This is a genomic window from Streptomyces sp. NPDC060028, assembly GCF_042736725.1.
Taxonomy (GTDB): Bacteria; Actinomycetota; Actinomycetes; order Streptomycetales; family Streptomycetaceae; genus Streptomyces.
On the sequence record NZ_JBHWVJ010000042.1, the window covers coordinates 1 to 23869 of the forward strand.

26 protein-coding genes are annotated in these 23869 nt (G+C 72.9%); 14 read left to right on the forward strand and 12 right to left on the reverse strand.

Annotation, left to right across the window (positions count from 1 at the left end):
- Positions 1-120: 120 nt before the first annotated feature.
- Together ACFWBF_RS21405 and ACFWBF_RS21410 are read right to left on the reverse strand one after the other, a co-directional pair.
- Positions 121-1446 carry a choice-of-anchor A family protein gene (locus ACFWBF_RS21405; protein WP_385604072.1) on the reverse strand — a complete coding sequence of 442 codons (1326 nt, stop codon included), beginning with the start codon at positions 1444-1446 and terminating at the stop codon, positions 121-123.
- 276 nt (positions 1447-1722) lie between these two features.
- Positions 1723-2943, reverse strand: a complete 1221-nt coding sequence (locus ACFWBF_RS21410; protein WP_385604075.1) for an MFS transporter — start codon at positions 2941-2943, stop codon at positions 1723-1725.
- Positions 2944-3281: 338 nt separating this feature from the next.
- Here ACFWBF_RS21410 and ACFWBF_RS21415 point away from each other — a divergent pair, with 338 nt between their 5' ends.
- Both ACFWBF_RS21415 and ACFWBF_RS21420 read left to right on the forward strand, forming a co-directional pair.
- Positions 3282-3701, forward strand: coding sequence for a hypothetical protein (locus tag ACFWBF_RS21415; RefSeq protein WP_385604077.1), 420 nt, complete (start codon positions 3282-3284; stop codon positions 3699-3701).
- 73 nt (positions 3702-3774) lie between these two features.
- Positions 3775-4608, forward strand: coding sequence for a MerR family transcriptional regulator (locus tag ACFWBF_RS21420; RefSeq protein ID WP_385604080.1), 834 nt, complete (start codon positions 3775-3777; stop codon positions 4606-4608).
- 104 nt (positions 4609-4712) lie between these two features.
- On the opposite strand, the gene ACFWBF_RS21425 is transcribed toward ACFWBF_RS21420, so the two are convergent.
- Positions 4713-5087 (reverse strand): DUF4190 domain-containing protein, encoded by a 375-nt coding sequence (locus ACFWBF_RS21425; RefSeq protein ID WP_385604083.1) that lies wholly within the window; start codon positions 5085-5087, stop codon positions 4713-4715.
- 138 nt (positions 5088-5225) lie between these two features.
- On the opposite strand from ACFWBF_RS21425, the gene ACFWBF_RS21430 reads away from it, so the two are divergent.
- The 3 genes from ACFWBF_RS21430 to ACFWBF_RS21440 are packed head-to-tail and all read left to right on the forward strand — an operon-like array spanning position 5226 to position 7779.
- Positions 5226-6494, forward strand: a complete 1269-nt coding sequence (locus ACFWBF_RS21430; RefSeq protein WP_385604086.1) for a sensor histidine kinase — start codon at positions 5226-5228, stop codon at positions 6492-6494.
- Complete coding sequence (locus ACFWBF_RS21435) at positions 6491-7204, forward strand: response regulator (RefSeq protein WP_385604089.1); 714 nt, start codon at positions 6491-6493, stop codon at positions 7202-7204. The genes ACFWBF_RS21430 and ACFWBF_RS21435 overlap by 4 nt, the downstream gene beginning before the upstream one ends.
- Positions 7205-7233: 29 nt before the next feature.
- Positions 7234-7779 (forward strand): adenylate kinase, encoded by a 546-nt coding sequence (locus ACFWBF_RS21440; RefSeq protein WP_385604092.1) that lies wholly within the window; start codon positions 7234-7236, stop codon positions 7777-7779.
- On the opposite strand, the gene ACFWBF_RS21445 is transcribed toward ACFWBF_RS21440, so the two are convergent.
- Entirely contained in the window at positions 7746-8048 is a 303-nt protein-coding gene (locus tag ACFWBF_RS21445) for a hypothetical protein (protein WP_385604094.1), read from the reverse strand. The two genes, ACFWBF_RS21440 and ACFWBF_RS21445, sit on opposite strands and share 34 nt — an antisense overlap.
- 102 nt (positions 8049-8150) lie before the next feature.
- On the opposite strand from ACFWBF_RS21445, the gene ACFWBF_RS21450 reads away from it, so the two are divergent.
- Both ACFWBF_RS21450 and ACFWBF_RS21455 read left to right on the forward strand, forming a co-directional pair.
- Positions 8151-8609 carry a hypothetical protein gene (locus ACFWBF_RS21450; protein WP_385604097.1) on the forward strand — a complete coding sequence of 153 codons (459 nt, stop codon included), beginning with the start codon at positions 8151-8153 and terminating at the stop codon, positions 8607-8609.
- Positions 8610-8688: 79 nt separating this feature from the next.
- Positions 8689-9060 carry a S26 family signal peptidase gene (locus tag ACFWBF_RS21455; protein WP_385604100.1) on the forward strand — a complete coding sequence of 124 codons (372 nt, stop codon included), beginning with the start codon at positions 8689-8691 and terminating at the stop codon, positions 9058-9060.
- Here ACFWBF_RS21455 and ACFWBF_RS21460 read toward each other — a convergent pair.
- Positions 9057-10055, reverse strand: a complete 999-nt coding sequence (locus tag ACFWBF_RS21460) for a helix-turn-helix transcriptional regulator (RefSeq protein ID WP_385604103.1) — start codon at positions 10053-10055, stop codon at positions 9057-9059. The two genes, ACFWBF_RS21455 and ACFWBF_RS21460, sit on opposite strands and share 4 nt — an antisense overlap.
- 124 nt (positions 10056-10179) lie before the next feature.
- Here ACFWBF_RS21460 and ACFWBF_RS21465 point away from each other — a divergent pair, with 124 nt between their 5' ends.
- On the forward strand, positions 10180-10602 hold the full coding sequence (locus ACFWBF_RS21465) for a DUF3224 domain-containing protein (protein WP_385604105.1): 423 nt from the start codon (positions 10180-10182) through the stop codon (positions 10600-10602).
- Positions 10603-10682: 80 nt separating this feature from the next.
- Here ACFWBF_RS21465 and ACFWBF_RS21470 read toward each other — a convergent pair whose 3' ends face one another.
- Positions 10683-13421, reverse strand: a complete 2739-nt coding sequence (locus ACFWBF_RS21470) for a DNRLRE domain-containing protein (protein WP_385604108.1) — start codon at positions 13419-13421, stop codon at positions 10683-10685.
- A 254-nt stretch (positions 13422-13675) separates the two neighbouring features.
- On the opposite strand from ACFWBF_RS21470, the gene ACFWBF_RS21475 reads away from it, so the two are divergent.
- The 5 genes from ACFWBF_RS21475 (at position 13676) to ACFWBF_RS21495 (ending at position 15992) form a co-directional block, all read left to right on the forward strand.
- Entirely contained in the window at positions 13676-14101 is a 426-nt protein-coding gene (locus ACFWBF_RS21475) for a hypothetical protein (protein WP_385604111.1), read from the forward strand.
- Positions 14098-14304 (forward strand): hypothetical protein, encoded by a 207-nt coding sequence (locus ACFWBF_RS21480; protein ID WP_385604113.1) that lies wholly within the window; start codon positions 14098-14100, stop codon positions 14302-14304. The genes ACFWBF_RS21475 and ACFWBF_RS21480 overlap by 4 nt, the downstream gene beginning before the upstream one ends.
- 182 nt (positions 14305-14486) lie before the next feature.
- Positions 14487-14789: a hypothetical protein gene (locus ACFWBF_RS21485; protein ID WP_385604116.1), complete on the forward strand. Its 303-nt coding sequence runs from the start codon at positions 14487-14489 to the stop codon at positions 14787-14789.
- Positions 14790-14871: 82 nt separating this feature from the next.
- On the forward strand, positions 14872-15330 hold the full coding sequence (locus tag ACFWBF_RS21490; protein WP_385604119.1) for a Crp/Fnr family transcriptional regulator: 459 nt from the start codon (positions 14872-14874) through the stop codon (positions 15328-15330).
- A 218-nt stretch (positions 15331-15548) separates the two neighbouring features.
- Positions 15549-15992: a subtilase-type protease inhibitor gene (locus ACFWBF_RS21495; protein WP_385604121.1), complete on the forward strand. Its 444-nt coding sequence runs from the start codon at positions 15549-15551 to the stop codon at positions 15990-15992.
- A gap of 81 nt (positions 15993-16073) precedes the next feature.
- Here ACFWBF_RS21495 and ACFWBF_RS21500 read toward each other — a convergent pair whose 3' ends face one another.
- Together ACFWBF_RS21500 and ACFWBF_RS21505 are read right to left on the reverse strand one after the other, a co-directional pair.
- The gene (locus ACFWBF_RS21500; protein WP_385604124.1) at positions 16074-16955 is read right to left on the reverse strand and encodes a GNAT family N-acetyltransferase; all 882 of its coding nucleotides are present in this window, start codon (positions 16953-16955) and stop codon (positions 16074-16076) included.
- 80 nt (positions 16956-17035) lie between these two features.
- Complete coding sequence (locus tag ACFWBF_RS21505; RefSeq protein ID WP_385604127.1) at positions 17036-17518, reverse strand: hypothetical protein; 483 nt, start codon at positions 17516-17518, stop codon at positions 17036-17038.
- 153 nt (positions 17519-17671) lie between these two features.
- Here ACFWBF_RS21505 and ACFWBF_RS21510 point away from each other — a divergent pair, with 153 nt between their 5' ends.
- Positions 17672-18406, forward strand: coding sequence for an NAD-dependent deacetylase (locus ACFWBF_RS21510; RefSeq protein ID WP_385604130.1), 735 nt, complete (start codon positions 17672-17674; stop codon positions 18404-18406).
- 157 nt (positions 18407-18563) lie between these two features.
- Here ACFWBF_RS21510 and ACFWBF_RS21515 read toward each other — a convergent pair whose 3' ends face one another.
- The 4 genes from ACFWBF_RS21515 to ACFWBF_RS21530 form a co-directional block, all read right to left on the reverse strand.
- The gene (locus tag ACFWBF_RS21515; RefSeq protein ID WP_385604132.1) at positions 18564-19046 is read right to left on the reverse strand and encodes a VOC family protein; all 483 of its coding nucleotides are present in this window, start codon (positions 19044-19046) and stop codon (positions 18564-18566) included.
- Positions 19047-19171: 125 nt separating this feature from the next.
- Positions 19172-22732 (reverse strand): CDP-glycerol glycerophosphotransferase family protein, encoded by a 3561-nt coding sequence (locus tag ACFWBF_RS21520; protein WP_385604134.1) that lies wholly within the window; start codon positions 22730-22732, stop codon positions 19172-19174.
- Positions 22733-22940: 208 nt separating this feature from the next.
- A complete protein-coding gene (locus ACFWBF_RS21525) occupies positions 22941-23315 on the reverse strand; it encodes a hypothetical protein (RefSeq protein WP_385604137.1) in 375 nt (124 codons plus the stop codon).
- 109 nt (positions 23316-23424) lie between these two features.
- On the reverse strand, positions 23425-23844 hold the full coding sequence (locus ACFWBF_RS21530; protein ID WP_385604140.1) for a roadblock/LC7 domain-containing protein: 420 nt from the start codon (positions 23842-23844) through the stop codon (positions 23425-23427).
- Between the last annotated feature and the right edge of the window lie 25 nt (positions 23845-23869).

A 23869-nucleotide genomic window follows, 5' to 3' on the forward strand; every position in this document is an offset into this window, starting at 1 on the left:
GACGGTCCGGCTCCCGTCGGGGGGGGGGGCTGTGGGTGTTTCTTTTTCTCTGTCCTGGGTTCCCTCCTGGGGGGGGGGGGGGCGGCCGGGGGGGTGCGGCGCCGGCCCCCGTCCGACCGGTCAGGCCCTGCGCCGCCGGGCGACCAGGACCATGCCCGTACCGGCGGCCAGCACCACGGCGGCGCCGATGGCGAGCGGCAGGGCCACCCCGCCGGTCAGGGCCAGATCACCGCCCAGGCCACCGCTGCCGCGGCCGGTGACCGCGGGCGGGGCGCTGCCGGACGGGCTCGGGGCCGCGGAGCCGCCCCTGGTGCCCGGCTTCGACGGGGCGGGCGTACCCGGTGCGCCGTGCGGTCCGGAAGCCGAGGCGGTCGGGGTGGCGCCCGCCGGGGCGGAAGCGCCGGGCGAGGGGGTGGCTCCGGTGGGGACCGGGTCGGCCGGGAGGCAGCCGGTGAAGGGGTAGTGGTGTGTTTCGGCGCCCCCCTTGCCGGTCAGCGACTTGGCGATGACGGAGCCGTTGACCGGGCCGCCGTCGCCCAGGTCGAGTGCGGCGTTGGGCGCGAGGATGGTGCCCGGCCAGGCGTTGCCGCTCTTCTTCGTGACCTTCGTGGCGTCGGGGAAGTTCCACAGCAGTTTCGCGCGGATGTCACCGTCGGCCGCGCTGCTCAGGTTGTCGTCGAGCATCTCGCGCCTGCCCGCCTCGTCCCAGAGGAAGAAGCCGGTGGTTTCCGCCTTGTTCTGGTCGTAGGCGGCGCCCTTGGCGTTGACCACGGTCACCGCGCCGACGGGGACCTTGATCCGGATCTCCTTGGCCTTCTCCAGTTCGGCGGCGGGCAGGACGAAGCCGTTGAACTGCGCGTCGGTGCCCGTGAGCTGGAGGGTGGAGCCGTCCAGGTTCCATTGCGCGGAGGGCGACTGGGCCGCGGCGAGGGCCGTGGAGGCCCCTCGCAGGGCGCGGAACTCGGCGGTGAAGTCGATGGGCGAGGGACCCTTGGCCACCTTGCCGTTGTGGGCTTCGGCGAGGCCGGTGAGGGTGCCCGCGTAGATGCCGTTTCCGTTGATTACCCGTACGTCACCGGTGACATTGCCCGCCACGACCAGGGCGTTGGCGCCGGGGAGCGCATCGACCTGCCCGGAGCTCAGCTCCTGTCCGACGCTGAACCCACCCCGGAAGTCGGCGTTCCCTCCGACGGCCACCGCACCCTCGGCGTCGGGGGTGTGCTGGTCGTCCCCCTCGATGAACTCGCCGTACCGGCCCGCGACACCGAGCGCGCCCGCGCACACGGCGGGCTGCGGCTCCGCCGGCGTGGCGGAGGCCGGGGGCGCGGCGGCGATCGTGACGGCGCCGAGGATGCCGGCTGCGAGGGAGCCGCCGATCGCGGCCGCGGCGGCGTACGAAGAGCGGACGGATATGGACATGTTGGGCATCTCCGGAGTGCAGCTCATGCGGTGCAGTGGTGCTCGATCGGCGCACTCTTTCCCCCCTGGATGGCCCGAGTCAAGCCGGATGTCCGATCCGCCCCATCCGTCCGACCAGCAGGTATTCCGCTTCGTCCGGCACAGCGTCACACCCGGGCCGGGTCTCGCGCCGGGCGGATCCGCTGACCGTTCGCACAACGGACAGCCAACACCGGGCAGACGTACGGGCGGACGTACGGGCGACTGCACGAGCGGACGTACGAGCGGCCGTACGAGCCCGGCGCCACGGGCCCGGGGTGCCGCTCAGCGGTCGACGGCGGCCCCCGCCCGCGAGGTGACCACGACCGTGACGGCCGCCAGGCACATCAGGCAGGCGCCGGTGAGCGGGGCGGCCGGAGCCGAGAGCCCGTCGACCGCGAGGCCCCCGGCCAACGCGCCCGCGGCGATGGCCAGGTTGAACATGGCGACCATCAGCGAGGAGGCGGCCTCGGCGGCGTCCGGCGCGGCCTCGGTCATCCAGGTCTGCAGACTCACCGAGACCCCGCCGTAGACGAGCCCCCACACCAGCAGCAGGACCGTTCCGGCGACCACCCCCGGCAGGACGGCGATCAGGCCGAGCACCAGGGTCAGGCAGGTGCTGACCGCGAGCAGCGTGCGGCGCGCACCGCGCGTCCCCGCCAGGAAGTTACCGGCGACCCCGGCGACGCCGTACCCGAGCAGCAGGGTGCTGACGAACCCGGCGTCGATCCCCGACACGTCCTGGAGGATGGGCCGTACGAAGGTGTACGCGGCGAACTGGCCGGTCACCACGAGGAAGGTGACGGCCACCCCGGCCCGGACCCCGCGGTTCTCGCGCAGCAGCGCCGGCAGCCGGCGCAACGCGATGTGCCGGGTCGGCGGCAGCGGGGGCAGCAGCAGGAGCAGGGCGGCCAGCGTGGCGAGGCCGAGCCCCCCGACGGCCGCGAAGGCGGTGCGCCAGCTGCCGAGTTCGCCGAGCAGGGTTCCGGCGGGGACGCCCAGCACCGAGGCGGTGGGAACGCCCCCGAAGACGAGCGCGGTGGCCCGGCCGACGTGACGCTCGGGGACCAGCCGTACGGCGAGCCCGCCGGCGATCGCCCAGAAGCCGCCGACGCCGACCCCGACGAGCAGTCGGGCGGCCAGGAGCATCGCGAAGGAGGGGGCCAGGGCCGCGACGAGGTTGGCGCCGGCCATCAGGGCGATCAGCGCGCACAGCACGGTCCGCCGGTCGAGCCGGCCGGCGCCCACGGTGACGACCGGCGCGCAGACTCCCGCGACCAGCCCCGGCACGGTGACCATCAGGCCGGCGACCCCGTCGGACACCCCGAGATCGGCACCGACCGGGGTGAGCAGTCCGACGGGCAGCAGCTCCGAGGTGATCAGACAGAAGATGCCGAGCGCGACGGCACAGACGGCACCCCACCCCTTCCAAGTCGGGACGGGAGCCCGGGCCGGGGCGGGAGCCGGGGTGGTCGTGTCGGGTGCGGGCGCGGCGTCTGCGGTCATCGTTCGGTGCTCCGTACGGGTGGGACGGGCCGGCGGCCAGGGAGGTCAGGGCGTCCACGGGGGACCCGCGCGGCGCCGAACGGCAGCGCGGAGCGCCAAAGGTCGCGCCTCCTCCGGCAGCCGTACGGCCGTTCCCATCCCGCACCCTGTCCGGAAATCGCCGTCCGGTCCACCCCTGCGCCGCGGCACGTCTCCTCCGGCCCGCTGCGATCGCGCACCCCGCCCGATCGATTCGGCGGCCGCAGCCCAAGGGCCCGGCGCCCCTCGGGCCGCGCCGGCCTCACCCGGACGCGTGAGCCCGGGGCCCGGCCGGCCCGCCCGTACGGCATGGTGGACGGATGCAGTTACGCCGGGCCGTGCCCCTCTCCCTCGTCGCGCTCCTCGCCAGCGCGGGCTGCGTTTCCGTCGGCCCGCAGGCTCCCGCCGTCCCCGCACGCCGCCCCGTACCGCAGGCCGGTGCCACCGAGGTGCCCGCCCTGCGGGACGGATCGGCGCCGCTGCCCCTCGGCAAGCTCCCCGCGACGCCGGCCGACGCGGAGCCGGACCCGGACGCGCCCGCCACCCGGGCACCCCGGCCGCCCGCCGCCCGCCACGCGAAGCCGGCCGCGCCCCGGCGTGTGCACCCGCCCAAGACGCCGTCGGCCCGCCCCGGCCGGCAGCCGGCCCCGCCGCCGCGCGGGGACGAACTGTGCGCGGCGGCGGAGGGCGCCGTACCGCCGTCGATCGTGGACCTGTGCATCCGCCAGTTCGGCCGCTGACCTGTGGGAAGTCCCGTTCAGGGTGACGGGGCTTGACTCTCCCCCTGTGTCAGGGCCTGCACTGGAAGGCGTCATGTTCACCATCGGAGACTTCGCCAAACACGGCCGGGTGTCGGTCCGCATGCTGCGTCACTACGACGCCCTCGGACTGCTGCGCCCGGCGCGTGTCGACCCCGCCAGCGGCTACCGCTACTACGAGGCCGGGCAGCTCGCCCGCCTCAACCGTGTCATCGCGCTCAAGGAACTCGGCTTCAGCCTGGACCAGGTGGGGTCGATCCTCGACGAGCGGGTGGGCGCGGAAGAGCTGCGCGGCATGCTGCGGCTGCGGCGGGCGGAACTGGAGTCGGCCATGGCCGCCGCGGCGGCCCGGCTGACCCAGGTCGAGACGAGGCTCCGGATCATCGAGAGCGAGGGCACCATGCCTGCCGAAGACATCGTCGTGAAGAGCCTTCCGCCGGTCCGGCTCGCCGAGCTGACCGGCATCGCCGGGAGTTACGAGCCGCAGGACATCGGGCCGGTCATCGGGCCGCTGTACGACGAGCTGTGCCGCCGTATCGAGGCCGCCGGGGTGACCCCGACCGGACCGGGCATCGCCTACTACGAGGACGCGGCGGGAGCTGAGCCCGGGTCGATCCTCGTGCACGCCGGGCTGCCGGTCGCGGCCGCCGTACGGGCCGAGGCGCTCGGCGGCGAGGTACGGATCGTCGAGCTGCCCGGCGTCGAACGGGCCGCGACCGTCGTGCACCGGGGCTCGATGGACTCCGTACTGCCGACCGCGCAGGCCCTCGGGCAGTGGATCGACGGGAACGGGGAGCGCTCGGCCGGGTACGCCCGGGAGTTGACCCTGGCCTGCCCGGAGGACCGGGACCAGTGGGTGACGGAACTCCAGGAGCCGCTCGCCCCCTGAGGGGTCCCTGCTCCTGCTCCTCCGGTGTCAGCCCGAGGAGCAGGTCTTCGTCGGTTGCGCACGATGACGGTCCTCCTTGCCGACCGCCGACCGCCGACCGCCCGTCAGTTTCCGCTGAACTGCTGGTGAACGCACTGCTGGTATTGCCGGAGGCTGTCGGGCTGGTAGCACTCCTGCGTTTTGTCGGCGTACCGGACCATGAGGACGGCGGCCAGGATCGACACCACGATCGCGATGGCCGACGTCACCACGCCGGCGATCGCCTTGCCCCGGCCGACGCCGGTCCGCTTCGTCGTCGTCAGGGCGACGATGCCCAGGACCAGCCCGACGCCGCCGAGCAGGCCGCCGATGAAGACGATCGAGGTCAGCAGGCTGCTGACGCCCAGCACCATGGCGGCCCCGGCCAGGCCGTTCTTGCCGACCGGAGTCGGACTCGGCGCCGTGTGATGCGCCGACGTCCCCATCTCTTGCATGCTCATCAGCCGTCCTCTCGTCCACCGGTAAGGGCACGATCATGGTCCGCGGAGTCCCGGGTGCGCATCGCGGGAAGGCGGGAGAAGGTGCTCCCCCGATCGGGGGAGGCCTCCGATGAGCTGCTCGGTCATACTGGCCGGATCATGATCAGGGGAATCCGGCCGCTGCTCCGCGGCTCCACGTATTCGGGCATGTTGTTCGCCTCTTGCGGCGCGCTGGCGAGCCTGCCGCTGCTGCCTTTCGCTCTGCTGCCGGTGGTGGCGTGGCCGGCCGCCCCCTATGGAGTGCAGATCGTCCTGACCCTGCTGGTCTGGGCGGCGCTGATCGGGGTGGCCGGGCTGGCCCGCACCACGCGGCGGGGGCTGGTCCCGGTCGCCCGTCGACTGCTGGGGGTGGCGCTGCCGGATCCGGTGGCCGTACGCCGGCCCGCGAGCTCGCCCGCCGGCCCGTCGGGCGCTGACCGTTGGCGGACTCCGCTCTGGCTGCTGCTGCACGTGGCACTGGGGTGGACGGGGGCACTGGTCGGCGGTGTGCTGGTTCTCGCGGGCCTGACCCTGCCGGGCAGTTGGCTCGGCGCCGAGGCGGGGCTGAGCCTGTTCGGCTGGTCGGTGCGAGCCGAGGGTGGCTGGCAGAACTGGGTGGTGGCGCTCGGCTGCCTGCTGCTGGCGGCGATGGTGTGCGTAGCGGTGACGAGCGCCCTGCGGTGGCTGGCGCCGAGGCTGCTGGGGCCGTCATCCGCCGAGCGGCTCGCGCTGGCGGCCGAGCGGGAGCTGCGGCTGGCCGAACGCAACCGGCTGGCCCACGAGTTGCACGACTCGATCGGGCACACCCTGACCGCGACCACGATCCAGGCGGCGGTGGCGGGCGAAGTCCTCTCCGTCGACCCGGTGGCGGCGCGGGCCGCCCTGCGCAGCATCGAGGAGTCGGCCCGGGCCGCGCTGGAGGACCTGGACTACGTGCTGGGCGTGCTGCGCGAGGAGAAGGCGCAGACGGCTGCGACCCGGACCCTGGCCGACCTGCCTGAGCTGCTGGACCGGTTGCGGCACGCGGGCGCGGAGGTGCAACCGGAGCTGTCGGGCGAGCTGGCACAGGTCCAGGGGACGCTCTCCCGGGCGGCGTACCGGATCTTGCAGGAGGGGCTGACGAACGCGCTGCGGCACGGGGCGGGCGGTCCGATCGAGGTCCGTGCGGCGGTCGCGCCGGACGCACTGGAGCTCAGTGTGGTCAACCGGACCGGGACGGGCACGGGGATGGCGGCGGGCGCGGGCCCGGGCGCCTTCCCGACGTCCGGGCACGGCCTGCCCGGCCTGGCCGAGCGCGTGCGGCTGCTGCACGGCGAGATCGAGGCCGGCCCGGACGGGCCGCAGCACTGGCGGTTGGCGGTCCGGCTGCCGGTACGGGTGTCGGCATGACCGGCTCCGACACGAGCGGAGCCGGCGCCACCGGCGCCCCCGACGCCCCCGACGCCCCCGTCAGACTCCTGATCGCGGACGACGACGAGGTGACCCGCAGCGGTCTGCGCACGTTGCTCGCGGCGCGGCCGGGGATCGCGGTGGTCGGGGAGGCCGCCGACGGCTTCGAGGCGGTCGAGCAGGTGCGGCTGCTACGGCCGGACGTGGTCCTGATGGACGTGCGGATGCCGCGTTGCAACGGGATCGAGGCCACCCGGCAGCTCCTTTCCGAGTCGGCCGACCCGCCGAAGGTCGTGGTCATCACCACCTTCGAGAACGACGGTTACGTCACCGCCGCGCTCAGCGCCGGGGCCAGCGGGTTCGTGCTCAAGCGGCTTCCGGTCCAGCAGATCGCCGAGGCGGTGCGGGTGGTGGCGGCGGGCGAGGCGGTCCTCTTCCCGGCGGCACTGCGCCGGATGGTCGCCGCCCGCCCGCTGGGCTCCGCCGAGGCGTTGCCGAAGGCGGCGCTGACGGGGCGGGAGGAAGAGGTGCTGCGGTTGATGGCCACCGGCCTGCCCAACCCGGAGATCGCCGAGATGCTCACGGTGAGCCCGGAGACGGTGAAGACGCACGTCGGGCACGTGCTGACCAAACTCGGCGCGCAGAACCGGACCCACGCGGTGGTGATCGCGTACGAGTCCGGTCTGGTGGTGCCGGGATTCGCCGGCTGACGGCCGCCCGCCGGCCTTAGGATCCGCTGGTGCAGCGCGTACTGGTGGTCGGGATCAGCGGAGCCGGGAAGTCCACCCTGGCCCGGGCCTTGGGGCGGCGGTTGCGGCTGCCGTACCACGAGATGGACGCGCTGCACTTCACCGGCCCGGGGTGGGCCGTCAGCCCGACCTACGCCGAGGATGCGGCGCGGATCGCCGGGACCGACCGGTGGATCTTCGATTCCTTCGGCGCCCCGGCCGTCCGCGACCTGCTGTGGGAGCGAGCCGACACGGTGGTCTGGCTGGACCACCCGCGGCGCGTCGTCATGCGGCGGGTGCTGCTGCGCTCGCTGCGCCGGAGCCTGACCCGGGAACGGCTGTTCGGCGGGAACCGGGAGTCCTGGCGGGAGTGGCTGCGCCCCGACCACCCCGCGTGGTGGGCCTGGAGCCGGTACGGGTCCCGGCGCGCGGAGATCGGACGGCGCGCGGCGGACGCCCGCTTCGCACCGCTGACGGTGATCCGGCTGCGCTCCCCCGGGGCCGCCGAGGCGTGGCTGCGGGCTCAGGATGCGGAGGGCCGGCGTCCGCGGACGTGAGCACACCGACGGGCCGTACCGCGGCGGGCCGTGCGCAGCCGGCGCATGGTGTCGTGGCCGCGGCGGCGCCACTCGGCCCGGGGCAGCCCGGCGCGCTGGCCGCCGCCGGTGATCAGGGCGTTGACGGGGGCGTACGGGTCGGCGGCCATCGCCTTGGCGAGCAGGACGCCGACCACGAGCGGGACCAGGGCCACGGCCAGCGCCGAGCCGGCGGTCGTCACGTGCTGCATGCGCGGGCGGTGTGCGGTGCGCGCGGCGTCGGAAGTCATGCCCTCATTCGATCAGCGGGGGCGCGGCGGGGAATCGGGGCGGATACTCAGGCCGTTGCGCATGGAGTACTCAGACGCGGACGGGCAAGGGGGCGGTGGCAGGTGGCGACAGCAGCCGGGCAGGGCTTCGAACCGGCGACCGGCGACGGCCTCGAGCCGCCGGAGGCCGGGCGGGCGGCGCAGCTGCGCACGGCGTACGAGGGGCTGCTGCAGATCCGCCGCCTGGTCAACGCCGGGGCGGACACCGGGGTTCCCGCTCCGTGGGAGCTGCTGCGGATGCCGCGTGCGGTGGCCCTCGTACTGGAGGCGGCGGGCCTGCCACCGTCGGCGGTGGACGCGGAGGGCCGCCGTACGCGAACGGGCTACCGGGTGGCGGCGAGCGCGTCGGGGGGCGGCCGGGTCGAGGTCACCTGGCTCGGTCCGCCCGGCGGGGGCGCGGCCGGGGAGGAGCAGGAGCGCCTGACGGCCTGCGCGGCGGCGCTCGAACCGCTGGGCTGGGTCTGCCTCCTGTACCGCGGCCCCCGCCGCCGCCGCTTCCTGGAGGTCGAACCCCCGCCCTGACCACCCCACCGACCGCGCGCCGAGCTCCCCCGCGGAAAACCGGTACCCGTGGCCCGTAGCCGCCCGGCACACTCGCCCGATGGGCATGCTCGACGCACAGGCAGAACGGCTGGGCCGGGGCGAGACGGTGGAATTCCGGCCGACCGGCACCTCGATGGCACCACTCGTCAACAGCCGCCAACGGGTCCGGGTCGCCCCGGCCGACCCGGCGCTCCTCGAACCGGGGGACATCGTCCTGGCCAGGGTCGCCGGAACGGTGTACCTGCACTTGGTCTCCGCGGTGGACCGCCCGCGCCGACGGGTGCAGATCAGCAACAACCGGGGCCACGTCAACGGCTGGACCGGCCACGACCGCGTCTTCGGGATCTGCGTGGCCGTGGACGACACCCCCCGCCCGGGCGCGGCCGGCAAGCTCCGCGCCGCCAAGGCGGACTCCCCCGGCCCCGGCTAGACCGGGCCGGGCCGGACCGCCCGGGTGCGGTACCGCTCGGCCAGGACCTCGACCGCCTCCGCGAGGGCGCCGCGCAGTTCCGGCGGGCCGAGGACCTCCGCCTCCGTGCCCAGGCGGAGCAGGTCCGAGACCGCCACGGCCTGGGACTCGACGGGGAGTTCCACCCGTACCCAGCCCTGCGCGTCCGGCGCGCCGGCGCCCGCGAGGGCCCGGACGCCCGACGCCCCGAACTGCATCGGCAGCAGGCGCAGGGCGCGCGGGGAGAGGCGTACGACGGCGGTCTGCCGGTGGAGCGCCGCCTCCAGCCGCCGGGCGGACTCCTCCCAGTACGCGGCGAGCGCGAAACCGTCGGGCCGTTCGAAGCCCTCCGCGAGGGTGTCCACGCCCAGGAACCGCCCCACCCGGTACGTACGGACCGGCTGCTCGGCGGCGGCCGGCCGTGCCACGAGGTACCAGATGCCGCCCTTGAGGACGAGGCCGAGCGGGCACAGCTCCCGGTGCACCTCGCCGTCCCAGCGGCGGTAGTGGGCGCGGAGCATGCGCTGGTCCCACACGGCCCGGGCTATCCGCGCGAGGTGCGGGACGGGGTCGGCCTCCCGGAACCACGCGGTGGCGTCCAGGTGGAAGCGGTCCTGGAGCCGCCGGGCGCGGCCGGCGAGTTCCGCGGGCAGCGCGGCCTGGAGCTTGAGCTGGGCGGCCGCCAGGTCGGCGCCGAGGCCGAGGTCCTCGGCGGGACCGGGGGCGCCGGCGAGGAAGAGCGAGCCGGCCTGCGCGTCGGTGAGGCCGGTGAGCCGGGTGCGGTAGCCGTCCATCAGCCGGTACCCGCCGGCCGGTCCGCGGTCCGCGTGGACGGGCACGCCTGAGACGCCGAGGGCTTCGATGTCCCGGTAGACGGTGCGGACGGACACCTCCAGCTCGGCGGCGAGCTCGGGGGCGGTCATCCGGCCGCGGTTCTGCAGCAGCAGGAGCAGGGAGAGGAGCCGGTCGGCGCGCATGGCGACATTGTCGGGGACGTCCGCCGATACCTGACAACAGGTGTCAGGTATCCCGGACAGGGTGTTCCCAGGCGGGGCGGACGACCACCTTGCCCGACCTTGCCGCGAACCAGGAGGCCCCACCATGTCCAACCCGACGCACCCCACCACCCCGGCGAACGGCCGCTTCACGTACAGCAACTGGGAGGAGCACCCGGTCAGCCCGGCCGAGTCCTTCCCGCGCCTGGCCCGCGCCACGGTCACGAACGCCTTCACCGGGGTCGTCACGGCCCCTGCGACGACCTGCGACTACACGATCACCTACACCGCGGAGAGTGTCGGCGGCTTCGCGGGGATGGAGCTGCTGTCCGGCAGCATCGACGGCCACAAGGGCACCTTCGCCCTGGAGGAGCGCGGCACTTTCGACGCCACCGGCACCGACTGCCGCTTCGAGGTGGTGCCCGGTTCCGGTACCGGAGACCTGACGGGACTCTCAGGATCCGGTTCTTTCCGGACCCGCCACGGTGAATCCTCCGTCGCGTACACGTTCACGTACGACCTGAGCTGAGCTGGGCTGACCTGTGCCGAGCCGGGCGGGCAGGGGCGCGGACCATTGCGGCCCGCGCCCCCGTGTCGCCGGGTCCGGCCCTACGGTGCGCCGAAGGTCAGCGTCAGTTGCGGCGTGCCCTCGTTGGCCTGGGCCTCCGAGGACCACAGCCACAGGGCGTCCGTACCGGTGCTGCTCAGGGCCAGGCCGTAGCTGCCGCCGAGCGCCGCCGCGACCGTGCCCGTGGTCAGCCCGGCGGTGTGTACCGCCGAGCCGTCGGGGATCGCGGCGAAGCTGCCGAGTGCCGGGCCGCCGAGTCCCGGGCGGTTGTTGTACGTCGTACCGGCCTCGGTCCACGGCCCGGTGACCGGGACCACCGAGACCGTGTCCGTCGTACCGGCGCCGCTCATCGTGCTGGTCTTCACGCTGAGCGTGGCCGCCTTGAGCACCGTGCCCGCGGGTGCGGCGGGCAGGTTGAAGCGCAGGTAGCTCGCGTACAGCGAGGTGCCGCGCACCGCCAGCGAGCCGGAGGTGCCGTAGTTGGTGTCGGGGGCGCCCGCGTTGGCGTACGTGTCCTCCGCGGCGGTCACCTGGACGACCGAGTCGGCCGGGGCGGAGGCCAGGGTGTGGTGGTTCTGGACCTGGGCCGCGCTCAGGACGGTCGGGTAGACGGCGGTCTCGTCGAGCTGGCCCGCCCAGTACTCGCTGGTCGGGCGGTCCGGCCAGCCGCCGAGGCTGTCTCCGCCGGCGTGCCAGTAGCCGGCGAAGTTCTCGTGGGTGGTGACGCCGAGGGTGCCCTTCTGGGCGCCGTCCACGTACAGGGTCATGCCGCCGGGGCCCTGGGTGGCGACGACGTGGTGCCACTTGTTGTCGTTGTAGCGGTCGGAGCCGCCGGTGGTGATGGTGCGGGTGGCCCCGGTGTAGACGCCGTAGACCAGTCGGCCGTCGTTGGTCATGTAGATGTGCTTGTCGTACTGATTGCTGCCGCGTGACTGGTTGTTGCCGAAGCCGAAGAGCTTTCCGCCCCGGGTGGTGTTCGTCTTGAACCAGGTCTCGATGCTGTAGGCGCTGCCCACGTTCTGCCGCTCGTCCCCGTAGACCTGGGTGTCCGTGCCGTTGAAGCCGATCGCCGTGCTCGCACCGGTGACCGCGGCGGGCGTCTGGCGCAGGGCGGGGGCGCCCAGGTGCACGCCGCTCTGGTTGCCGCCGGCCGAGGAGTCCGCGGCGAAGGGCAGCGCCGACTCGTCGTAGCGCCAGAAGAGCTGGGCGCCGTCAGCGCGCACCGCGTTCGGGTACGCGTCCACCGAGGTCGGTACCGTCACGCTCGCCGTGCCCGACAGGGCGCTGGCGTTGCCGGCCGCGTCCGTCGCCGTCACCCGGTACGTGTACGACTGGCCCGGCGAGACGGTGGTGTCGGTCCACGAGGCCTGCGGACGCCGGAAGAACAGCGAGTTCGCGGTGACGGTGGCGATCGGCGTGGCCGAGCCGTTGCGGTAGATCTTGTACGTCAGGGCGCTGTCGTCCAGGTCGAGGCCGGTGCGCCAGCGCACCTGCACCTCGCCCGGCTTGAAGCTGACGGCGCTCGCGACGGGGACGGAGGGCGCGCCCGTGTCGCCGGTGGACGCGAACCGCGTCAGGCTCTGCTGCGCCGCCCCGTTGACGGTGGTGAACTCGCCTCCGACCCACAGGTACTGCACCCCGCCCTTGGAACCGACCGTCATCACGCGCGGGCCGATGCCCTCGCCGATTCCGTCGTTGGTGTCGGGGGCCCAGCCGAGCTTGTTGGTGCCCGACGTCGGCTCGGCGAGCAGGTGGTGGCGCTGGCCGTCCGGGTACTCGCCGACGCTGGAGCAGTCGTGCGCGTGCGAGGCGCTGTAGAGCACGTTCTGGTACGGGAGTACGGCCTGCGTCGCGCCGAGGCAGGTGTCGCGCCACCGCTGGTTGAAGTCACTGAGGTTGAGCGCGATGCGGCCGTCGAAGACGCCGCCGCCCGTGCCCTCGTTGGCGGTGTAGAAGCCGGTCGCGTCGGTCGCGATGTCCTTGACCACCGAGTTGGTCTCGATGAATCCCGGGTAGGCCTTGGTGAGTGCGCCGCTCGTCGCGTTCACGACGGCCAGGGCGTGGGTGCCCGTGCCGTTGACGGTGAAGAAGTCGCCGCCGAGCACGACGTTGGCGCCGTCCGGGGTGACCTCGATGGCGCGGCCCGGCTCGTCGGCGTTGGCCACGAAGGGCTTGAGCGCCCCGTCGGTGGCGTCGACGGCGGCGAACCTCTCGCGCTGCCGGCCAGCGACACTGAGGAAGTCGCCGGCCGCGTAGACGGTGTCGTCGGTGACGGCGAGGGCCCGGACCGTGGCCGCGAAGGCGGGGCGAAAGCCCTGCTTCACGGTGCAGGTGGCCACGTCGATCGCGACGAGGCTGGAGACCGGGGTGCCGTTGACGGCGCCGAAGTAGCCTCCCGCGTACAGGGTCTTCTCGTCCGGCGAGAGGGTGAGCGCCCGGACCGTGGCGGTGCCGCCGCCGACGGTGAAGGACAGCTCGCAGGAGGTCGGGGCGCCGGTCGCGGCATCGAGCGCCACGAAGTTCACCGCCGGCCGCTCGCTGCCGCCGGCGCCCTCGGGAGGACGTACCGCGGAGAAGGTGCCGCCCGCGAACACCTGGCCGCCGGCCTCGGCGAGTGCCCAGACGACGCCGTTGGGCTGCCAGGTCGACAGTGGGTCGGCGGTGAAGGCCACGGGCGGGGTGACGGCCGCCGCCTGCGGGACGAGGCCGAGGCCGATGACGGTGCCGGTTCCGGCCAAGGACAGGGCGAGAGCGGCCGCCAGCCCTCTGGATCTACGCATGAACCCCCCAGTTCGATGTGCGCTGTGCGGTGTGGCCGAAAATCGGCGTACAGCCGTCCACGGCCCGTGTACTGGCGCACCCTAGGACGGATCGCCGTGCCGTTCATCGCACTTGACGTATCGGATGCCAAATTGGACCGGCCGGGGGCGACGGACGGCGGCGTTGTCAGTGGGGGTGGCTAGTGTCGTTACGTGGCTGATCCACACGGCTGATCAACACGGCTGATCCACACGAGGGACTCTCAGGGGGAGACATGAAGTACGCACGCGCGGCTGCGATGGCGGCCGCGTCCGTGGCCATGACCGCGGCGCTGGCGGGGGGCTGGGGCGTCGCACAGGCGGCGGACGACACGGCGCTGGTGCCGCATCCCGGGCCGGACGGGGTGGTCTGGGTGCCCGAACAGACCGGTTCGGGCGGCGTGGTCAGCTCGGGGCTGAACAGCCGGCTGGACACGCGGATCACCGTGGCCTGCCAGGGTGGCGGGAGCATCGAGGTGACCTTCGAGGCCCACAACCTCCCGGAGTACACCCCGGTCACCTTCGCACTCGGCTGCCCGACCGACACCCCGGCGGAGCGCACCGTCGAGCTCGGCGCCGGCCTGTCCGGCTCCTTCGGGGTCCAGGTGTCCGCCACGGACCCGGGCATACGCTGGGGCCTGGCCGTGGCGCAGCCCGAATGACCGCGCCGCTGTCCCTGACCTTCACCGCGTGGCGCGAGGGTCCGCCCAAGCGGTACGTGACGCTGGCGGAGCTGCTCGTGCGGATGGGCGACTTCGGGATGGACCTGACCTGGCGGGTCCGGCTCTACGACGAGGGGATCCACCCGGAGCTGGAGCGCGCCGCGGCAGGGGACCGCATCGGGACGCTCACGCGGGACGAATAACCCCGCCCCACGCCCCCGGCGGGCGGCGCCGCCGCGCTCTGGTTACCGACGGGTCGGCTAGGGCGGAACGCGGCGCGGTCGCCGGGTTACCGGGGGTCACCCTGCGGAAACCGCCCCGGGCGGGGGCCCGCCCCTCTACCGTGCGTGGGGGGGGCGGGCACGGCACTGGAGGGCGGGGCGCCATGAACGAGGATGAAGACCTGCGGCTGGCGCGGATCACGCCGGAGATTTCGCGCCGCACCCTGGTCATGCTGCGCGGTCTCGCCGGCCTGGAGCCGCCGGAGCGGGTGCCCGTGGACGCGATGGCCGTCGCCGACGGGATCCTCGCCGAGCACGGCACCGACGGGCTGCGCGTGCTGGCGATGACCCTGGCGGCTTGGGCGACGGCGCAGATCGAGAACGTGGCCGAGCTGAGCCGGCGCAGCCACGAGGCCGTCTTGGACGCCATGGAACTGGCCTGCCTGGAGGCCGGCGCCGAAGAGTGAAATCGGCGCGGCCCGCCACGCACGGGTTCACCCCGGCGTCGGCGACACTGGGGATAGCGGGGGGTCCTGAGCGGAGGCCGTCGTGAGCACACCTTCCCCCATCCGGATCGCAGCCGCCTTGTCCACCGATCACCGTGGACGCCTCATGTCCCACGCCCGCGAGGTCAATTTCCCCGAGGGCGCACGGATCTTCGACGAAGGCGCCCGGGCCGAGTCCTTCTGGATCGTCCGCTCCGGCACGGTGACGCTGGAGATCCCCATGGCCGGCCGCCGGCCGGCCGCCATCGAGAGCCTGGGCCCCGGCGAGCTGGTCGGGTGGTCCTGGCTGTTCCCGCCGTACGTGTGGCAGTTGGCGGCCGAGGCGATGACCCCGGTCCGCGCGTACCAGTTCGACGGCCCGACCGTACGGATGCTCATGGATGCCGACCCCGTCTTCGGGTCGGCCATCGGCAACTGGGTCGGACGCGTCCTCGCACTGCGCCTCCAGCAGACCCGCACCCGCCTCGTCGATCTGTACGCCCCTCGGGCGGCGACCGGCTGACGGGGGCCGCCTGACGGGGGCCGGACCCTTCCCAACCGGGGGTCTTCGGCCGTTTCGGCGAGGTGCTCCCCCACTGGTCAGCGCCCTCGCACCGCTGCGGTCTGCGGTCATTCGCTCACGATCGGTGACGTGAAATCGGGGTACGAACGGGCGTTCCGGTTCCGAATGGGCAAGACTCGCGTCCGTTATCCGAAACAACCACACAAGGAGTGTTCGAAATGCGGTCCATCGCAAGGGGTCTGGGACTCACGTCCGCCGCCATGGGGCTCACCGCCCTCACCGCGCTCGCGGGATCCGGGGTGGCCGGCGCCGCGCCCTCCGGCACGGACTCCCTCTACGCGCCTTCCGCGCTCATACTGAGCGTCACCGACGGGGCGGACGCCGACACGGGCACGGTGATGCGCGCGGTCACCCTGGTCTGCGCGCCCCGCCCGGGCGGTACGCACCCGTCCCCGGCCACCGCGTGCGCCGAATTACGGGCGAACGGGCCCGAGTTGGACGCGCTGGCGCAGCCGCGCTCCGACGCGGCGTGTACCAAGGAGTGGGACCCGGTCACCGTGGTGGCCGACGGGGTGTGGCAGGGCCGCCGACTGAGCTACACGTACACCTTCGCCAACCCGTGCGGCATGCGGAACAGCACCGGCACGCTGTTCGGGATCTGAACGGCTGCCTGAGCCGCCGAACGGGCCGGGCGGCGCCGTGCGACCGCCGTCCGGCCCTCGGGGCCTCCGGGTCCCCGCGGGTCAGCCCAGTTCGAGACTGGTGACCCCGTACAGGCCGGCCAGGTCCAGCTCCGGAGCCGGGCCGGTGTACATCCGGGCTGCCTCGAAGGTCGGGGTCAGCCCCAGGTCGGCGCACAGGGCAGTGGCCCGCGGATTGACGTCGGGCACGTCCACGGCGACCAGCCCGCCCGGCGCGAGCCGCGCGAGCCGCCGCAGCAGGACGGCCGCGATCCGCGGGGTCGCGGCGTAGAGCGGGCCGATCCGGGAGGCCGCGCTGCACGGCCGGATCACGCCCAGCCCCTCGATCCGCCCGTCCCGTACGGCGGCCAGGGCGGTCCGCCCCGGCAGGCCGACCCATGCGGCCAGGAAGGCGTCGCGCGACTCGGGGAAGAACCTCCGGTCGTAGGCGGCGAGTTGCCCGAAGGGCAGCGAGGCGGCGTCCACGACCTCGACGCCGTCGCCCGCCTCGGCGCCGGTGGCGGTACCGGCGCCCGCCACACCGTCCACGCCCTGCGGAACACCCTCGTGGCGGACGTTGTTCCAGGCCGAACGGAAGCCGGACTTGCGGTAGTTTCCCTGTTGCTCGACCACCCCGTCCAGCCCCACGAGCCGGCCGTCGAGCCGCTCCATCCCCGCGTTCCACAGCCGGATCCCGTAGCCCCGGCCCCGGACGGCGGGGCGGGCGATGTAGAACCCGATGAACCCGAAACCGGCGCCGTACCGCACCGCGGAGATGCAGGCCACCGGTTCGCCGTCGAGCCGGCCGACGAGGAAGCCTGCCGGGTCGGCCACCGTGAAGGCGAACCGGTCGCAATCCCCGGGGTTCCAGCCCTCCTCGTCGGCCCAGGCGCGGATCAGTCCCATGTCGGCGGCGCTCGCGCCGGTGATCTCGAATCCCGTCATGTCCGGTGTTGTAGCAGATGCGGCAGAGCCCGCGCAGCGGCGCCTGATCAGCCGTCAGCGGGCCCGCGCCCAGCGGGCTTTCAGGGCGCGCAGATCACGTCGTCGAGCTCGATGGGTTTCGAGTCGAGGCGCACGTACGCCGTGAAGGTCCGCGTGTCGTCCGAGCCCCAGTGGGTGGTGACGGTGGCCGAGCCGATGCCCGCGTACTCCTGGACGGTGACCGGGCCGATGTCGATGCGCTGCGGCTCGTTCTGGGCGCAGAGCAGGACGTCGTACTCCGGGGTGCGGACCTGCTTCTCCTGGAGCTGCGCCGAGACGTGGCGGCCGCGCTTGTGCCCGGAGGGGCCGTGCTGACCGTAGAAGGCGGTCAGGAACCGGCTGATCTGCGGGGCGGTGTGATGAGCGGGAGCGGGATGGGCGGGAGCGGGGTGGGCGACGGCGTGGACGGGCGTCGCGAGCAGCAGTGCGAACAGGGTCGGCACCAGGACGCCAAGGCCGTACGGCATGAGCTTCATGTCCGGTTTGTAGCCGCCCGTCCGGCCCGCCATGGGAGCTCGGCGCATAGATCACTCCTGTGGGCGTCGGGATTCACCGCAGAAACGACCCATCCGCCGCGAATGGACGATCCGGGCCCTTCGCCGTCCTGCGGACGCGGACGCGGCCGCGGCCGCGTAATGCGGTCGCGGACGCGCGCACCCCTTCCTTAGGGTCGCCGTATGGGAAAGCCGCTTGTCGCAGTGTTCAGTGGGGCCGGGATGTCCACCGATTCCGGGATTCCGGACTACCGGGGGCCGCAGGGGCTGTGGCGGCGCGAGCCGGACGCCGAGAAGCTCGTGACGTACGAGTACTACATGGCCGATCCGCAGATCCGCCGGCGCTCCTGGCTGATGCGGGCCGAGATCGGCGCGCTCGGGGCGCAGCCGAACGCCGCGCACCGGGCCGTGGCCGAGCTGGAGGCCGCCGGGGTCCCGGTGCGGGTGATCACGCAGAACGTGGACGGGCTGCACCAGCTCGCCGGGATGCCCCCTCGCAAGGTGTTCGAGCTGCACGGCACCGCCCGGGCCGTGGTCTGCACGCGCTGCCACGCCCGGTCGGAGATGGACGCGGCGCTGGCCCGGGTGGCCGCCGGGGAGCCGGATCCCGCCTGCCTGGCGTGCGGCGGGATCCTCAAGGCGGCGACCGTGATGTTCGGCGAGCGGCTCGACCCGCAGGTGCTGGCGCAGGCCGTGGCCGTCGCGAAGGGCTGCGAGGTGTTCATCGCCGTCGGGTCGACGCTCCAGGTGCAGCCCGCGGCCTCGCTGGCCGGGATGGCCTCGGAGGCGGGGGCCCGCCTGATCATCGTGAACGCCGAGGAGACCCCGTACGACTCCCTCGCGGACGAGCTGGTCCGTGAGCCGATCGGTACGGCGCTCCCGGCCCTGCTGGCCCGGATCGCGCGGGCAGCCGCCTAGTGCTGTGGCCGGAAAGGTTTGCCGGGTCGCGGTGTCCGGTGCGGTGCATCGCAAGGCGGAGGACCGCGTCTCGTACTGGACGTACTTGCGCGGTCCGACAACACGGCGAGGTACCGTGCCGGGCGCCGCGACGCGGTGAACCTTTCCGGTCACAGCACTAGGATCCGTCGGCCGCCCGTCGCATCGCCGCCACGTCCAGCTTCTTCATCGTGTACATGGCCTCGGTCGCGCGGGCGGCCCGCTGCGGGTCGGGGTCCGAGACCAGGTCGAGGGCTTCGGTGGGCACGACCTGCCAGGACAGCCCGAACTTGTCCTTGAGCCAGCCGCAGTTGGATTCCTGGCCGCCGTTCTTGGTGAGCGCCTCCCAGTAGTGGTCCGCCTCCGCCTGGTCGGCGCAGTGGATCTGGAAGGAGACGGCTTCGGTGAAGGGGAACTGCGGGCCGCCGTTGAGGCCGATGAACTTCTGTCCGTTGATCTCGAACTCGACGACCATCACCTCGCCGGCCTGGCCGGGGTTCGCCTCGCCGTAGCGGCCGGTCCGGCCGAGCTTGCCGTCCTTGAAGACGGACAGGTAGAAGTCGGCGGCGGCTTCCGCGTTGCCGTCGAACCACAGGCACGTGGTGAAGGGCTGGCTGGTCATGGTTGCCTCCAGGGTCTGGGGGTGTGCGTGGAAACCGTCTCGCACATACAGACCGGCCCCGGCACCGAAATTCATCGGTGGGCCCGGGACCGGTTCGTGTCCATCCTGGAATGCACCCGTTGGGGCTACATCTCGAGCATCCGGTCGACGACCTGCTCGGCCGCGCGGCCGTCGGCGAGGTCGCAGAACTCCTCGCGGAACGCCGCCCGCGCCTGCGCGTACTGCGCCCCGACCTCGTCCGCGTTCCGTACGGCCTCGATCAGGCTCGCCGAGTCCGCGAGCAGCGGGCCGGGCGCCTTCTCCTCCAGGTCGAAGTTGAAGCCGCGCAGAGTGTCGCGGTAGTGCTCCAGGTCGTACGTGAAGAGCAGGATCGGCCGGTCGGTGAGGGCGAAGTCGAAGATCGCGGAGGAGTAGTCCGAGATCAGGACGTCGGCGACCAGCAGCAGGTCGGCGGCGTCGGGCCAGCGGGAGACGTCGATGACGAAACCGTCGCGGACGCCGTCGCGGACCTGCTCGCTGACGTGGTGGTGGCCGCGGACCAGCAGGACGTGGTCCTCGCCCAGCTCGCGGCGGGCCTCCTCCAGGTCGATCCGCAGGTCGAGCTTGTAGCCGCCGGACCAGCCCTCGCAGTTCTCGCGCCACGTGGGCATGTAGAGGACGACCTTCTTGCCCTCGGGCAGACCGAGCCTGCGCCGGACCTCCGCGATCCGCTGCGCGTCGGGCCGTACGAGCGCGTCGGTGCGCGGGCTGCCGACCTCGATGACCTCACCGTCGTAGCCGAGGGCGCGCTTGAGGAGCGGCGTGGCGTACGAGCTCGGCGAGGCGAGCAGGGACCACTGGGCGCTGTCGTGCGCCAGCCCCTCCAGGATCTCCGGGCTCGTGTAGTAGTCGTGCACGAAGTCGTGCCCGATCTGCTTGATCGGCGTGCCGTGCCAGGTCTGTACGACGGTCTGTCCGGCGCGGCGCCGGAAGCGCATCGGGACGTTGTCGTTGGTCACGAAGTAGCGGGCGCGGGCCAGCACCTCCCAGGACTCCACGCTGCCGTACTGCACGGCGCGGGCGGTCGCCGGGACCTCGGCGCGGCCGTCGCGAACCAGCCAGACGTGCTCCAGCTTCTCGCCGCGGCGCAGCAGTTCCTCGTGGATGGCGCGGGGCGAGTCGCCGGCGCCGGTCCCCTGGAAGGTGTCGTATACGACCATGTCCTTGACCGGCAGGGCGCGCTGCGCCGGGTAGGTCTCGAACCGGGCCTCGCGCTGGGCGAAGTTGGAGCGGTCGTGCATGCTGAGCAGCGGGTCGGCGACCAGCACCATGCGGTCGTAGAAGCGGGTCTCGACCCGCATCCGGCGGCCCCGCGTGGTGAGGGCGTGGGGTCCCGAGCAGAGCAGGCCGGGGGCCATCTGCACGGGGGCGCCGCGGTCGACGCCGAGCAGGCCGGCGGTGGTGCCGCCCTGGGCGACGGGGCGCAGGGTGGGCCACCAGCGGCCCTCGGGGAGGGTGGTGAGGCCCGCGTACGCCTCGGGGAGCACGGGCGCGAAGGTGGACGTGAAGCCGTCGCCGTCGCGGGTGACGGGGTAGCTGAACTCCACCCCGTGCGCGTTGTGCAGGACGAGCTCGTACGGCTCGTCGGTGGGCGCGAGGAACCGGCCCCGCAGGGTGAGGGTGCCGTCCGCGGCGGTGACCTCGTCGACCAGCGGCGGCGAGGGCTGCACGGACAGGGTGAGGTGTCCGGTGTTGCCGCGCTTGGCGAAGAGGGAACGGCCCGTGTCTTCGCCGGGCAGGGGCAGGACCAGGCCGTTGAAGCCGCCGCGCTCGTCGTGGGCGAGGCGGTGTTCGGTGCCGTCGGCGCCGAGCACGGACAGGCTCCACGGCTCCGGGATCCATTCGCCGGGCTCGCACGCGGCATCGGGTACGGCGGCCAGCTCGGCCAGCGGCACGCGGGCGGTGAACGGGATCCGGCCCGCGACGGCCTTGGCGGTCTCCAGCGGGAAGGTGAGGACCTTGCCGGTGCTGACGTGGACGGCCTGCAGGGTCTCGGCGCCGCTGATCTCGGCGGCGAGTTCGCCGGACACCTCGACGGAGTCGTCACCGGCCGGCCGGACGTCCAGGGCGCGGGCGCGGACGATCTCCACCTGGATGGTGAGGGAGCCGGCGACGGTCGGGGTGATCCGGACGTTCGGGGCCACCCAGTGCGAGGGCGGGTTCTGGGCGGTGTCGTGCTCGCCGCCCCTGAGGCGGGCGCGGTGCAGGCCTCCGGCGCCGGTGACGGCGACGGACGTGGTCCATATGCCCTCGCGCCACGTGCCGCCCGACTGGAAGATCGAGGGATCGACGGCGGCGGTGAAACCGGCCCAGCGGGCGTGCCGCAGGGCGAGGTGCGGGGACATCACGCTGGCCGTCGCGGAGGCGACCGTACGGGCGCTGACGACGGAACGGCGGCGCTTGCCCCCCTCGCGGAAGACGAGCATCTTGCGCGAGCCGAGGCGGCTCTCCGCGCCGAGGTGGCCGGGGAGGGCGTAGCCGCGCAGGAGCAGCTTGCCGTCGACCCAGGCCGCCTGCTCCAGGCGGCTGACGATCCGGCGCTCGCGCGGGCCGAGGGTGAGGATCTTCGCGGGGACCGGCGGGCGGCCCTGCAGGAAGGGGTAGTCGGCCTGCGGGCGGGCGAGTCCCTTGACCGGCACGCTGTAGTGGTAGTCGCGCTGGTGCTCCTGGAGGGCGATGAAGTCCTCGACGCGGCCTTCGCCGGCCAGGTACGCCTTGAGGCGGTCGGCGACGGTCAGGTCGTTCCAGGGGCCGGTGCCGATCTCCCGGACGAGCCGGCCGACCTCCTTGACGAAGGCGGCGCGGAAGTCCGGGCCGCCCTCACCGACGTACTTGTAGATGAGCGGGAGTTCCTCGCTCAGCACGTTGTAGTCGTACTCGCGCAGGTAGCGGGCGTACTTGGCGCCCTGCTTGGCCTTGAGGGACTCGCGGACCAGGCGTACGGAGGTCACGCGGTCGATGAGGGAGACCGGGTCGGTGGAGCGCTGGGTGATGGAGCGCTCGCCGGTCTCGCGGACGCGCCAGTGGTAGACGCAGTCGCTGATGATGTCGACGCTGGAGGCGAAGTAGTGCGAGGGGATGCTGACCGGTGCGTCCTCGTAGAGGATGCCTTCCGGGTACTGGAAGCCGTGCTCGTCCCAGAAGGTGCGCCGGTAGACCTTGTTCCACGCGGTGCGGTCGGTGACCAGCGCCGGGAACTTCGAGATGTGGGTCTTCAGCTGGGTCTTGGCGAAGGCCGCCCGGTGGCCCCAGGACTGCTGCATGCCGACGGAGCGGAAGCGCTTCACGTTGCCCGCGGCGAAGTCCGATCCCGTCTCGTCGAGGGCGTCGATGAGCTTCTGGTAGGCGTAGTCCGGCATCGTGTCGTCGCTGTCGACGAAGGCCAGGTACTCGCTGTCCTTGTGGGCGTGACGGGCGCCCACGTTGCGGGCGGCTCCGAGGCCCGCGTTCTCCTGCATCACGACCCGGAAGCGCTTGTCCCGCGCGGCGAAGGCCTTGCCTATGACGGCACTGGCGTCCGTGGACCCGTCGTCCACGAGAATGACCTCGAAGTCGTCGAAGGTCTGAGCTGCGATGGATTCCAGGCACTCGTCGAGGTAGAGCTCGACGTTGTAGACGGGGACGACGATGCTCAGGCGCGGGGGCATGGGTGGCGGATTCTCCAGCGTTTTATGCTTTATCGATGATCACTTGTTCACAGCATCTTACTCTGTAACAGAATCATAAACTCGCCTTATTTCGGACATATAGGCGGTTCTCGCCGGTGCGGACGGCAAAGAATTCAGCCGCCCGCCACCTCGACGATGCGGTCCGACGCTATGGACCCCGGTCCCCGGCCGGGGACCGGCCTTCGGATCAGATCTCCAGGTCGGCCTCGATCTTGGCCAGTTGGTGCCGCGCCATCGCCAGATTGGCCCTCTTCTTGTCGAGCGCGAGGTAGAGGAAGAAGCCCGCGGCCCCGCGGCCCTTCAGCAGCCGGATCAGGTGGTACTGATTGCCGAGGGTGATCAGGATGTCCTCGATGTCGTCGTTGAGGCCGAGCATCTCCATCGTGCGGACCTTGGCGCGCACCACGTCCGTGTTGCCCGCGGCGGCGACCGTGAGGTCGAGCTCCTTGCCGCCGCCGACGGTCCCGAGGGCCATGCCGCTGCCGTAGTCGACCAGGGCGGCGCCGATCGCGCCGTCGATGGTGGTGGTGGCTTCCTTGAGCGCGGTCTCCACGTTGGCCATGAGTGACTCCTTCTTTCCTGGTGTTGCTGTCCTGTTTATGGTGTTCGCAGTGGTTTGGGGTTTACGTGCGGACGATCGGTGCCGATGCGGTGAGCGGTCGGGTACGGGCTCAGCCCTGCGGGGCCGCGGAGGTACGCCGCCCGAGGGTGAGGTCTATGAGCTCGGATATCCGCAGGCTGGAGCGCCGGGCCTCCAGGTGCAGGCGGCCGACGTTGACGCGGGGCTCCGCGATCAGCGTGAGGACGGCCGCTTCGCCCGCCGCGTAGGTGGCGACGTAGCCGAGCTCGCCGCGCACCAGCAGTTCGCGGAAACCGCCCTGCCCGGTGCTGTCGCTGAGCCGCTGCGCCACTCCGAGGGCGGCCGCGGTGAGGGCGGCGACCGACTCGGCCTCGGCGGCGGCGCTGTCCTGCGCGAGCACCAGCCCGTCGGCGCTCGCGGCGAGGGCGCCCGTCAGCTGGGGGACGCGGGCCCGCAGCCGCCGGAGCTCGGCGAGTATCTCGGCCTCCGCTTCGGCGGGCACCGTACTCATGTCGGCCTTTCTCCTTTCGGGCTGC